Origin of the sequence: Pseudomonas sp. B21-019, assembly GCF_024749225.1 — a bacterium.
Lineage (GTDB): Bacteria > Pseudomonadota > Gammaproteobacteria > Pseudomonadales > Pseudomonadaceae > Aquipseudomonas.
Genome location: NZ_CP087193.1, coordinates 279,567 through 291,900 on the forward strand (window position 1 = coordinate 279,567; position 12,334 = coordinate 291,900).

11 protein-coding genes are annotated in these 12,334 nt (G+C 59.3%); 5 read left to right on the forward strand and 6 right to left on the reverse strand.

The features are described from left to right. Positions 1-141: 141 nt before the first annotated feature. Positions 142-1,284 carry a hypothetical protein gene (locus tag LOY36_RS01200; RefSeq protein ID WP_019651502.1) on the reverse strand — a complete coding sequence of 381 codons (1,143 nt, stop codon included), beginning with the start codon at positions 1,282-1,284 and terminating at the stop codon, positions 142-144. 96 nt (positions 1,285-1,380) lie between these two features. Continuing rightward, the gene (locus LOY36_RS01205) at positions 1,381-1,668 is read right to left on the reverse strand and encodes a hypothetical protein (RefSeq protein ID WP_019651501.1); all 288 of its coding nucleotides are present in this window, start codon (positions 1,666-1,668) and stop codon (positions 1,381-1,383) included. A gap of 305 nt (positions 1,669-1,973) precedes the next feature. Here LOY36_RS01205 and LOY36_RS01210 point away from each other — a divergent pair, with 305 nt between their 5' ends. The 4 genes from LOY36_RS01210 (at position 1,974) to LOY36_RS01225 (ending at position 6,683) form a co-directional block, all read left to right on the forward strand. Then, positions 1,974-2,477: a hypothetical protein gene (locus LOY36_RS01210; protein ID WP_019651500.1), complete on the forward strand. Its 504-nt coding sequence runs from the start codon at positions 1,974-1,976 to the stop codon at positions 2,475-2,477. A 420-nt stretch (positions 2,478-2,897) separates the two neighbouring features. Beyond that, positions 2,898-4,826, forward strand: coding sequence for an ATP-dependent DNA helicase RecQ (locus tag LOY36_RS01215; protein WP_258671976.1), 1,929 nt, complete (start codon positions 2,898-2,900; stop codon positions 4,824-4,826). Between the two features lie 120 nt (positions 4,827-4,946). Continuing rightward, the gene (locus LOY36_RS01220) at positions 4,947-6,173 is read left to right on the forward strand and encodes a 3-hydroxyacyl-CoA dehydrogenase (RefSeq protein ID WP_258671978.1); all 1,227 of its coding nucleotides are present in this window, start codon (positions 4,947-4,949) and stop codon (positions 6,171-6,173) included. 78 nt (positions 6,174-6,251) lie between these two features. Then, positions 6,252-6,683, forward strand: a complete 432-nt coding sequence (locus LOY36_RS01225; RefSeq protein ID WP_258671979.1) for a thioesterase family protein — start codon at positions 6,252-6,254, stop codon at positions 6,681-6,683. A gap of 67 nt (positions 6,684-6,750) precedes the next feature. Here LOY36_RS01225 and LOY36_RS01230 read toward each other — a convergent pair whose 3' ends face one another. The 4 genes from LOY36_RS01230 to LOY36_RS01245 form a co-directional block, all read right to left on the reverse strand. Further along, the gene (locus LOY36_RS01230) at positions 6,751-7,242 is read right to left on the reverse strand and encodes a glycine zipper domain-containing protein (RefSeq protein WP_019651495.1); all 492 of its coding nucleotides are present in this window, start codon (positions 7,240-7,242) and stop codon (positions 6,751-6,753) included. Between the two features lie 312 nt (positions 7,243-7,554). Continuing rightward, positions 7,555-9,903 (reverse strand): FdhF/YdeP family oxidoreductase, encoded by a 2,349-nt coding sequence (locus LOY36_RS01235; protein WP_258671980.1) that lies wholly within the window; start codon positions 9,901-9,903, stop codon positions 7,555-7,557. Beyond that, positions 9,900-10,739: a formate dehydrogenase accessory sulfurtransferase FdhD gene (gene fdhD / locus LOY36_RS01240; protein WP_258671982.1), complete on the reverse strand. Its 840-nt coding sequence runs from the start codon at positions 10,737-10,739 to the stop codon at positions 9,900-9,902. Before fdhD ends, LOY36_RS01235 begins: the two co-directional genes overlap by 4 nt. A 94-nt stretch (positions 10,740-10,833) precedes the next feature. After that, complete coding sequence (locus LOY36_RS01245) at positions 10,834-11,721, reverse strand: LysR family transcriptional regulator (RefSeq protein WP_019651492.1); 888 nt, start codon at positions 11,719-11,721, stop codon at positions 10,834-10,836. A 137-nt stretch (positions 11,722-11,858) separates the two neighbouring features. Here LOY36_RS01245 and lysM point away from each other — a divergent pair, with 137 nt between their 5' ends. Beyond that, positions 11,859-12,299, forward strand: a complete 441-nt coding sequence (gene lysM, locus LOY36_RS01250) for a peptidoglycan-binding protein LysM (RefSeq protein WP_258671984.1) — start codon at positions 11,859-11,861, stop codon at positions 12,297-12,299. Positions 12,300-12,334 lie beyond the last annotated feature (35 nt).

Here is a 12,334-nt window from a genome sequence, read left to right on the forward strand (position 1 = left end):
CCAAGCCCGAGCCGCTGATTTGGCAGCGACAGTCACGACTATAGATTTGAGCTACAGGATGGCGATAGCCGACAAGGAGCCTTCTCTTGTAGGAACGGTATGAAGATTTCATAGGCCGTTCCTACCGATCCGCCATCGTTTTCAACAAATAGACCGATACGCCGCAACATCCAGCAGACTGGTGCTCAACCCGGTCGCCGGCGCGTAGATCGTGCCTTTCACCGCGGAGAAGCTGACCCCTTTGCTGCCCAGGGAAACGTAGCGTTCGCCTTGGTCCAGCTCGGTGAAGTAGGTGTAGGAGTAGTTGTGCATCAGCCGGTACTTCGCTTCGTCGCTGACCATGGCGTTGCTGAGGTTCTCCAAGTCGGCCTGGGTCAGGTTCAGCGGCTTGTTCAGCTGTACGCCCCAACGCTTGAGGCAGGTTTCGGCGAGGTGGCGGACGATGCGGCCGGGTTCGACCAGGATTTTCAGGTCGCTGGCACCGCTGGGGACGCCGCCGGCGGAGGTGGCGTTACCGGCCATGGTGGCGTGGCGGCCGGCCATGGGGTAGATGTGGGTTTGGGTGCCGGTGGCGGTTTGCGGGATGACGCAGCTGAAGCCTTTCGAGCGTTCATCACGGGCGAAGAAACCTACATACTCTTTGACGTTGGCGCCAAGTTTGACTTTGTCATCCTGGAAATTGCCAATGCCGGGCACCGGATCAATCGCAAAGATATTAACCGGGATGTTTTTAAGTTCGCTGTCCTTGAACATGGCGTTGGCCAGCATGTGGCAACTAATGCCGCCACGGCTCCAGCCCACCAGGTTTACTTTGGTTGGAATAACACCATCCTTGCGGAAGGTCTTGATAATTTGCTCCTGTAACTTTTGTTGCGTCACGCTGCGATCGCCGTAGTTGTATTTACGCCAGAACCACGAGCCTTCGACTTTCACATCTTCGATGGGAATGCCGGCAGCTTTGAGGCGGTTGTATTCCGCTTCGGTCAGTTGCTCGCGCTGCCAGTCGCACTGGCCTTTGATGATGTTGATCGCGTGCTGGACATTTTGCTCCCAGCCTTTGCCGAACAGCGTACCGCTGAGGCCATAGTCCGCGGACTTGGTAAACAGATCGTCGGCTTGCAGGTTACCGCTGCCGGGGCCGTCGACCACGATCCATTCGGCAAACTCGCGGCCGGTATGGTTAGAGGAAAGTGTGGAGACCAGTTCACCGTCCCAGAAGTTCTCATGGGTGTCGTCGAATTTGGTGGAACCGGTGCCGCAGAAGAAAATAGTTAGTACTGTCATGGTGTTGCCCTTGGTTTGTGTAAGAGCAAGCAGGCTAGTGTTGATTGTTTTAATAATAAAGTGATTGGTTGTTTCTAGGTTTGTAGCTTTAAAAGTTTATGATGGGTTTTTTAGTTGTTGTTTTGCAACTTCTAGTAATTCGCAGCCGTCTTGCGTCAATAAGTAAAGTGCATTGACGATGTGCGGGATGTCTTTCACGTCTGCCTGTTTGAAACATAAACAGTAAAGTGTTTCGAGCAGATCGCTGGCCGCACGCAGGCGTTGTTGGGCAGCATCGAGCAGGTCGCCATGACTGGCATCGGTGTCGATGACCAACACCGGGGTGTCGCTGTAGCTGGTCTTGAGTGGGCGATAGCGGTTGGTCAACGGGTTGAACGTGTTCATGGTTGAGGCGTGTCCTGTACGAAGTCGCTCCGGCGGGCCGACACAGTGTTTTCAGCCGCGTCGAAAACTATAGATGGCCGCAGCGAAGCGTCGCAAGGTGGTGCAAGTGGACAGGTTTTGTAGGGGGTTTACCGGTGTTATCGCCCTTTGCCTACGCATCCCTCGACTATTTTTTAAGCTTTTCCCTTGGTGGTCGATATTCCTACGGGATTGTCAGGCTTAACGCATCCAGCCTCTGGAGGGTGCGCGCCAGAATGTGTAGGACGTTTCGAAGCGTCTGAGTCGACTCTTAAAGGGAATTAGGTATGCAATGGCTGCGTATGGCCTCGATTTTGTTGTTATGGGCCGGTGTTTGTCGGATAGCGGGTGCTGCTGACGTCGGTCATTCACTGGTCCTCGCCAACATGGAGCGAACTGGTTGGCCGGATGCGCTGGCCACCCAAGCGGACATCGACACCGCATCTCGCGCCGAGGTGTTGATGGTGGGCAAGGCGTTGCTGGCCAGCGAAGCGCTGGATGAGCAGGGGCTGAAACAGCGACTGGGCGTGCGGGCTGTGAAGCTCAAGTCGATCAGGCAAGTGCGTGACGGGTTGTGGGATCGGTTGCTGATCACCTATCGCAGTGCCAGTCAGAACTGCGAGGACCAACTCTTCTGTCCTCGTGTGCACAGGGTCGCCGATTTGCGTCAGCTGGCGGCGGCGTTTACGGGCGAAATAAGCCCGGCTTATGCGGCGTGGGCGAACAAGAGCCGGGTGTTTCATGAGCAGGCGCTGGATGAGCAGTTGCGGGTGGCGGTGTTGGTGCCATAGCCACCCGACGTCAGTCGATCGATGACTAAGTTTGTGAGGCGCTGTCCAGAGTTGTGGGCGCAGCGTAGAGGGGGTCGTCAGGGAGTTTCATGCATCCGCTCAGCAGCAGGGATGCAAAGACAAGGGCGATTGGAAAAAGCAGAGTGTTAGACATGATTGTTCCTTTGTGAGGATCCGCGTGCAGGCGTCCTGCCTTGATGAAAACTTCGCGGATAATGGTTTTTCTCGGGGCGAACCTTACCGGCTGACAGGGGGCTGATGTCAGGGGGCAAAGTGCCTCGTTTGTTTCAATCTGTGGCGAAGGAATCGATGGGTTGACGCTGTATCATCCCGTATCGTTTTTGCCCCCGACCTTTTCTCGACTCGCTGCGTTCGCCGGCTAGGCTTTGGGCTTCGCAGCGGTCAACGGAGTGACAGCTTATGCACAACACCCTGGAACAGGTTTTCGGTTATCCACAGTTTCGGCCCGGCCAGGAGGCGGCGGTCAGCGCAGTGCTGGCCGGGCGCTCGGCGGCCGCGATTTTCCCTACCGGCTCGGGCAAATCCCTGTGCTATCAGTTACCGGCCATCCTGCTGCCGCACCTGACGCTGGTGGTCTCGCCTCTGCTGGCGTTGATGCAGGATCAGTTGGCGTTCTTGCAGCGCCACGGCATTGCGGCGGGCAGTATCGATTCGGCCCAGAGTCGCGATGACGCCAGCGATGTGATGGCCCGGGCAAAGTCCGGCGAATTGAAGATTCTGATGATTTCCGTGGAGCGCCTGAAGAACGAGCGTTTCCGCCATTTTCTGCAGCAGGTGCCGATCTCGCTGTTGGTGGTGGACGAGGCCCACTGCATCTCCGAGTGGGGTCACAACTTCCGCCCCGACTACCTCAAGCTGCCGGACTATCAACGCCAGTTCAACATCCCTCAGGCGCTGCTGCTGACGGCCACCGCGACGCCCAAGGTGATCGCCGACATGCAGGCCCGGTTCGCCATTGCGCCTGAGGATGTGGTGACCACCGGTTTCTACCGGCCCAACCTCAATCTGTTGGTGGAACCGGTGCGTGGCCAGGACAAGCGCCGCCGCCTGGTCGAGTGGATGAGCCAGCGTCCCGGCCAGCCCAGCATTGTCTACGTCACTCTGCAGAAAACAGCTGAGCACATCGCCGAACATCTGGGGCGCAACGGCATACAGGCCGAGGCCTATCACGCCGGTTTGCCCCACGAGCAACGGGAAGCGATTCAGCGCCGGTTCATGGGCGGGCAGTCCAATTGCATCGTCGCCACCATTGCCTTCGGCATGGGCATCGACAAAAGCGATATCCGCAACGTGGTGCATTTCGACCTGCCCAAATCCATCGAAAACTACAGCCAGGAAATCGGCCGTGCCGGGCGTGACGGGCAGCCGTCCGATTGCCTGGTGCTGGCCAACCGCGACAGCCTTAACGTGCTGGAGAATTTCGTCTACGGCGACACACCGGAGCGGGACGGCATTCGCTGTGTGCTCGACGAGTTGCAAGCCGCTGCGCCCGAGGGGCAGTGGGAGTTTCTGCTGGGGCCTTTGGCCGATCAGAGCAACATTCGTCAGTTACCGCTCAAGACCTTGCTGGTACAGCTGGAGTTGCGTGGGCTGATCGCTCCGCGCTATGCCTATTACGCTGAATACCGCTTCAAGTATTTGCAGGAGCCGGAAGCGTTGCTGGCCCGTTTCGAGGGTGAGCGCAGGGACTTCGTCTCGGCGATCATCCAGACTTCCAGTCGCGCACGGACCTGGGCCACGGTGAATTTCGACGCACTGTATCAGCAGCATTCCGCCGAGCGCAGTCGAGTGGTCAAGGCGCTGGATTACTTCCAGGAAAAGGGCTGGGTGGAGCTTGAAAGCAAGCAGATGACGGAGGTCTATAGCCTGCTGCAAGCCGACTTCGATTCCCAGGCCTTGAGCGCCGAATTGCACACCTACTTCACCCAGCACGAACGCACCGAGATTTCGCGGATTCACGCCATGCTGGATCTGTTCGCCACCGACCACTGCCTGGGATATCGCCTGGCCGAGTACTTCGGCGACGAAAACGCGCCACGGCGATGCGGGCATTGTTCGGTGTGTCACGGCCACGTAGCGCGGTTACCCGAACCACCGGAGTTGCCGGCGCTTGTGGATAAAAATTTCGAGGCGCTGTGCGGTGATTTTATCCACAGGCACCAACAGCACACGGGAAGTGCTCCATCGGCGGAGCGCGTGACGCGGTTTTTGTGCGGGATCAGCGTTCCATTGTTTACCAAGCTCAAGGCACGGTCGATTCCTGGGTTTGCGGTGCTGGAAGATTATCCGTATGCCGAGGTCCGGACGTGGGCTGAGGCGAACCTCTAACCTGCGGGATCGGGACGCATCCGTCCGCTGAATGTCGCCCATCACAGGAATAAACTTCAAAAACACGCATCGGCTGACTATGGTGAGGACTGTCTTTGGATCGCCAATAAGAGAACAACCATGAGCCAGACATCGTTCGATATTCAGCGCGCCGCCGTGATTGGCGCGGGCACCATGGGCCGTGGCATCGTCATGTGCCTGGCCAACGCCGGGGTGCCGGTGCAGTGGGTCGATAACAATCCGCAGATGCTTGAGCAGGCGCTGACCAGTGTGGCTGACACTTACGCCCACAACGTGCGTCAGGGGCGGATCGATCAGACCGAGGCGGATGCGCGCATTGCACGGGTAACGGCGGCTGCCGATTACGCAGCGATCCGCGATGTTGATCTGGTTATTGAAGCGGTCTACGAAAACCTCGAGCTGAAGCAGAAAATCTTCCGCGAACTCGACGGCCTGCTCAAACCTGAAGCGATTCTGGCCAGTAATACCTCGGCGCTGGATATCGACGCCATCGCCGCTGCCACTCGCCGCCCGCAGCAGGTCCTGGGCCTGCACTTCTTCAGTCCGGCGCACATCATGAAGTTGCTGGAGATCGTACGCGGCGCCCAGACCGCGCCGGCGGTGCTTGATGCAGCCCTGACGCTGGGCCGGCGCATGGGCAAGATCAGCGTGGTCTCGGGCAACTGCCACGGCTTCATCGGTAACCGCATGCTGCATCCGTACGTGCTTGAAGCGCGCAAGATGTTGCTGGAGGGCGCGTTGCCTTATCAGGTGGATGCGGCGCTGCAAGGTTTTGGTTTCGCCATGGGGCCGTTCCGCATGTACGACGTGGTCGGCATTGACCTGGAATGGCGCGCGCGGGAATTGGCTGGCAAAGGCCAGGATGCGCCTGAGGTTCAGGTGGACAACCGCTTGTGCGAGCTGGGGCGTTTCGGCCAGAAGAGTGGTGACGGGTATTACCATTACGAACCGGGCAGTCGTCAGGCTGAGCACGATGTGGAAGTCGATGCGCTGGTACTGGAAGTCAGCGAAGGGCTGGGGTTTCAGCGGCGTGAGATAGGGCCGGAGGAGATTCTTGAGCGCAGCTTGCTGGCACTGGTCAATGAAGGGGCGAAGATCCTTCAGGAAGGCATTGCGGCGTCGGCGCACGACATCGATCTGGTGTACCTCAACGGTTATGGTTTCCCGGCGGACAAGGGCGGGCCGATGGCCTGGGCGGATCAGCAAGGGCTGGACGATATTCATCTGCGGTTGTTGCAGCTTGAGACCAAACAGGGCGATCACTGGGCGCCGGCGCGGTTGATTGGGGAGTTGGCGGCGCAAGGCAGAGGGTTTGCCGACATGTGATTTATTTGGCGCCTGCTCGCGAGGGGTACGACGCGGTTTCACCTTAAACTAGCCATCCAACTCCAGGAACCGACGCTGATGTCCAACCCGATGCCCCAACGCACCGACTACCCCCATTTCCAGCCCATCACCACCCGCTGGCATGACAATGACACCTACGGTCACGTCAACAACGTCACCTACTACAGTTTTTTCGACACGGCGGTGAACACCTACCTGATCGAAGTCGGCGGTCTGGATATCCATGACGGTGAGGTGGTGGGTTTTGTGGTGAGTTCGGCCTGTGATTACTTTGCGTCTATCGCTTTCCCGGATCGGATCGAGATTGGCCTGCGGGTCGGCAAGTTGGGCAACAGTTCGGTGCAGTACGAGCTGGCGGTGTTCAAGGCTGGAGAAGATGAGGTCTGCGCGGCAGGGCGCTTCGTGCATGTATTCGTCGATCGGCTGTCGAACCAGCCGGTGGCGATTCCTGCCGGATTGCGTGGGGCATTGGAGCGACTGGCGATCTGAGGGCAAAAAAATCGCAGCCCGAGGGCTGCGATTCTTGGATCTACCGGTCGACGAGGCGATTCAAGCCTCAGTCGTCATCGTGATAGCGATGGTGATGCTTGCGATGCCCGTAGGCATGGCCGCGACCCGGGTGACCACGGTAGTAGCGACGATCATCATCGTCATAACCACGACGAGAGGAACGACGATCATCGTCATAGCTATTGTTGCCCATATGGTTACCCAGCGCGCCACCGAGGCCGCCACCTGCTGCGGAGCCGATCAGGCTACCGGTGGTGCCGCCCATGCTGCGGCCGACCACGTTACCGCCAGCTGCGCCCAACGCACCACCAATGGCGGCTTCGCCACGGCTGTGTCTGTCTGCGCCAACTGCGCTACCACCCGCGCCGCCCAGGGCCGCGCCAATGGTTGAACCTGTACTGCCGCCTAGCGATTGGCCGACGACCGAGCCCAGAACCCCGCCCAATGCGCCGCCCACACCTGCTTCGGTGGTGCCGCCAGCAGACGCGAAGCCACTGACCAGGCCAAGGGACAACAAGAGAATCGAGGAGAACTTCATAGAGGAACCTCAAGGGGATGACGGCGCGATCCTGAGGCTGCGTCGTGATTGTGACAATAGAAATCCGACGAGTAACACGACTTGAGCACATTTCTATAAGTTGCTGTTTTTTGGGCGGAACTTAAGTGTTTTTCGCCGGTCTTTAGCTACTTATCAAAGGCCGTTTTTATATAAAAGCGGCCTTTTTTGTGGGCGTTTGATAGTTGTTGTGTCAATGATTTTGTTAAAAGATCGCAGCCTTCGGCAGCTCCTACGCGGGATATGCGTTTCCTCTGTAGGAGCTGCCGAAGGCTGCGATCTTTTGATTTTGCGTTAAGCTGACTTAGCCATGATCAGCCCCGTCTCACTCGCCGCTTCCAGCCTGATCGCCACAAACTTCGACGTCGGCGTATGGCTGCCATCCCCGGTGCTTTCCAACGGCACCAGCGGGTTCACTTCCGGATAGTACGCAGCCGCTTGCCCGGCAGGAATATCAAATGCCAGCAGGGTGAAACCCTTGACCCGCCGCTCACGGCCATCATCCCAGATCGAAACGATGTCAGCTTTCTGCCCCGGTTTGAACCCCAGGCGAATGATGTCGGCTTCATTGACGAACAACACATCCCGCTGACCTTTCACCCCGCGATAACGATCATCAAGACCATAAATGGTGGTGTTGTACTGATCGTGGGAGCGCATCGACTGCATGATCAGGTCCGGCAGTACGCCGGTGGCGCGGGTGCGTTCGTGCACCAGGTCTTTGGGCAGGATGTTCGGGCGGAAATTGGCCCGACCCGATGGGGTATTCCAGCGACGTGCGCCAGCACTGCTGCCCAGGTAGAAACCGCCGGGGTTCTGGACTTTCTCGTTGAAGTCCCGAAAGCCCGGGATGGTGTCGGCGATCAGGTCGCGGATACGGCTGTAATCGGCCACCAGCCAGTTCCAGTCCACCGGTTTGCTGCCCAGGGTCGCGGCGGCGATACCGGCGATGATTGCAGGTTCCGAGCGCATCAGGTTCGACAACGGCTGCAACTGACCGTTGGAGGCGTGGACCATGCTGAAGGAGTCTTCCACGGTCACCGCTTGGGCGCCTTCGGTCTGGATATCGATATCGGTACGGCCCAGGCACGGCAGGATCAACGCGTCTTTACCATGGACCAAATGGCTGCGGTTGAGCTTGGTGCTGATCTGCACGGTCAAGTCGCAGTTACTCAGGGCCTGGAAGGTCCGTGGGCTGTCCGGTGTGGCTTGGGCGAAGTTGCCGCCCAGGCCGATGAAGACTTTCGAACGGCCGTCGGCCATGGCGTGAATGGCCTCGACCACGTTGTGGCCGTTTTCACGCGGCACCTTGAACTGGAAGCGCCGCTCCAGGGAGTCGAGGAACGCCACCGGCGGACGCTCGTTGATGCCCATCGTCCGGTCGCCCTGCACGTTACTGTGGCCGCGCACCGGGCACAGACCGGCCCCCGGCCGGCCGATGTTGCCGCGCAGCAGCATCAGGTTGGCGATTTCCTGGATGGTCGCCACCGAATGGCGATGCTGGGTGATGCCCATCGCCCAGCACATGATCACGTTCTTGCCTTTGGCGTACATGCGCGCCGCTTGCTCGACTTCCACCAGGGTCAGGCCGGATTGCTCGACGATCTGCTCCCACGGGGTGTCGTCGACGATGCCGAGGTATTCCAGAACGTTGGCGCTGTGTTCATTGAGGAAGTCGTGGTCGAACACCGCAGGCTCACCCGCCTTCTGCGCATCGCGCTCCCATTGCAGCAGGAACTTGGCCATGCCGCGCATGATCGCCATGTCGCCGCCCAATGCCGGACGGAAGTACGCAGTGTTGGTCGGCTTGTCGCCGTTGGTGAGCATTTCGATCGGGTGTTGCGGGTGCTGGAAGCGTTCCAGGCCGCGCTCTTTCAGCGGGTTGATGCACACCACCTGCGCACCGCGTTTCACCGCTTCGCGCAGTGGCTCGAGCATCCGCGGGTGGTTGGTGCCAGGGTTCTGGCCCCAGACGAAAATCGCATCGGCGTGTTCGAAGTCATCGAAGGTCACCGTGCCTTTGCCAACGCCGACACTTTGCGCCAATGCCACACCGCTGGCTTCGTGGCACATGTTCGAGCAGTCGGGGAAATTGTTGGTGCCATAGGCGCGCACGAACAATTGATAGAGGAACGCCGCTTCGTTGCTGGCACGACCCGAGGTGTAGAACTCGGCCTGATTCGGACTCGACAGCCCTTGCAGGTGTTTGCCGATCAGGGCGAAGGCGGCTTCCCAGCTGATCGGTTTGTAACGATCGGTTTCGGCGTCGTAGCTCAGCGGCTCGGTCAGACGGCCCTGGTACTCGAGCCAATAATCACTTTGCTCCAGCAACGAGCTGACGCTGTGCTTGGCGAAAAATGCGCCATCGACACGCCGTTTGGTCGCTTCCCAGTTCACTGCTTTGGCGCCGTTCTCGCAGAACGCCACCATGCCGGCTTCCTTAGAATCGCCCCAGGCGCAACCGGGGCAGTCGAACCCGCCGTTCTTGTTGGTCTTGAGCATCATGCGCAGATTTTTCAACGCGTTGTCGCTGGTCAACCAGGCCCGGGCGACGCTGGCCAGCGCGCCCCAGCCACCGGCCGGTCCTTTATAAGGCTTGTAACGTGGAACGGGTTTCTGGTCGGCTTGTTGGTGTTGGCTCACGCTTGATTCTCCGTCGCGGGGCTGTAGACCCGCGGCGCACTTTTTTGCGGCAGGTGGATGAGATTGAGGTTGTGTCGACGGGCCCATTGCACGGCCAGTCCCGTGGGCGACGACAGGCTGACCAGGGTCTGGATGCCGGCGCGTAAAACTTTCTGGATCAATTCGAGGCTGCAACGGCTGGTGACAATCGCCAGACCATCGGTGGTCGGGATTTTCTGGCGGATCAACCCGCCGATCAGCTTGTCGAGGGCGTTGTGCCGGCCGATGTCTTCACGGCCCAGCAGCAATTCGCCTTTACCATTCATGAACACCGCCGCATGCACCGCGCCGCAATGCTGGCCCAAAGGCTGGAATTCACCGATGCGATGGCGCAGGCCGTCCAGCCATTCGGCCGGGGGCAGCGGGGCGCCGGGCAGCACCTTGAGGTCGGGCAGCGCTTGCTCCACCGCTTCAACGCCACAGAGCCCGCAACCGCTGGTGCCGGCCAGTTGGCGGCGCTGCTGCTTGAGGTTCCAGAAGGCGCGGTTGGCGATGGTCACCTGCGCGTATTGCGCCGAACCCGAGCCGCTGAGTTGCAGGTCATAGATGTCTGAAGCGTCTTCGATGATGCCGCTGCCGAGGCTGAAGCCGACGATGAAGTCTTCAAGGTCCGTCGGCGTCACCAACATGACGGCCTGGCTGATGCCGTTGTAGGCGATCGCCAACGCGACTTCCTCAGCCAGCGCGGTGCTGGATGATTCGGAGTATTCGAGGTTGCAGTAACTGTATGTCTGGCTTGCGGCGGGCGCGGGCGTTTCGAGAGCGGGCGCCGCGCAGCCGGGGCGCTTGGCGTTCATTAGGCATCACCGACGGTTTGGTCAGCTTTAAGCCTAGGCGCGTCAACATGTCGCGTCTAATCGCTATTACTGATCTACCGATAGATGGCGTCGATCAAGTGTCTGCCGGTGATTTCTGATAGATCGCAAAACAGGCTTCTGCCAAGGCCGAACGCGGAGCGCTGCGACGCATGATCAGCCCCAGCCGGGCGAGGGTCTGGGCGCTTTCGATGGGTTGCAGACGCAAGTGATCGGTGAGGTTTTCGAGGCCGCTGTTCAGCGGCATCACCGCGCAGCACAGGCCACCGTGTACCGCTTGTAACAATTGGTGGACTGCATCGGTTTGCAGCAACGGCTGTGGGGTCAGGCCACGGCTGTGGAAGTTATGGTCGATGGACTGGCGAAAGTGCATGCCGCTGGTGAGCATGCCCATGGGCAGTTCGATCAGCGACTCCCAGCTCAGTGGCGTCTCGCCGAAACTGAAGAAGCGTTGATCGTAGAGCAGGCCCATGTGGGTTTCGCTGAACGCCAGGGAGTCGAAGCGCTCGCCGTCCAGATGCTCCAGGTACGATACGCCGAGGTCGAGACGGTTATTCGCCAGTTGTTCAAGGATCTGTTCGGAACTCAGGGCCGAGAGTTCGAACCGCAGGTTCGGGTGTGCGGCGTGCAGGCGTTGCATCAGCGGCACCGGGTCGAAACTCGACAGCGGCACCACCCCCAGACGCAACGTGCCCACGAGGTTGCCGCGACAGGCCGCCGCTTCGGCCTGCAAACCGTCGTAGGCCGCCAGCACCGTACGTGCCCATGCCAGCACGCGCTCACCCGGTGCAGTGAAACCTTCGAAGCGTTGGCCGCGATTGACCAGCGGCAGCTCGAGTTCTTCCTCAAGGCTGCGCAGGCGCATGGACAAGGTCGGCTGGGTGATGTGGCAACGCGCGGCGGCCTGGCCGAAGTGTCGGGTTTCGTCGAGAGCGATGAGGAATTTCAGCTGCTTGATGTCCATCTTCGCTCCAGGGCGCCGGCAAGGTTTGCGATTCTACCGCCTGCGCGGGGTTGGGTCATTGGTCGGTTGGGAACCGGTCTTCAAACGACTGGTCTAGTCTTGGGCGTCTGGAACCCAAATCCCAAGGAGCGTGCACCATGAGTATTTTTAGCTTTGTGAAAGAAGCAGGTGAAAAACTTATTGATCTGCTGACACCTGGCAATGCCAACGCCAGCGAGCAGCTGAAGGCACACATCAGCAAGGTCGGCTTGGGTAACCCGAATGTTCAGGCGACCATCGATGGCGACAAAGTCACCGTCACCGGTGAAGTGGCAAGCCAGGAAGAGAAGGAAAAAATTCTATTGGCCGTGGGCAATATTGCCGGTGTCGGTAGCGTCGATGACCAGATCACCGTAACGGGGCCGGTTGCCAAGGCAGCGCGGTTCGTCACCGTTAAAAAGGGCGACACCCTCAGCGCGATTTCCAAGGCGGCATACGGCGACGCGAACAAGTACAACAAAATCTTTGAAGCCAACAAACCAATGCTTTCGCACCCGGACAAAATCTATCCGGGGCAGGTGTTGCGGATTCCTGAGTAATGTGAGGCCCGTAGGAGCTGCCGCAGGCTGCGATC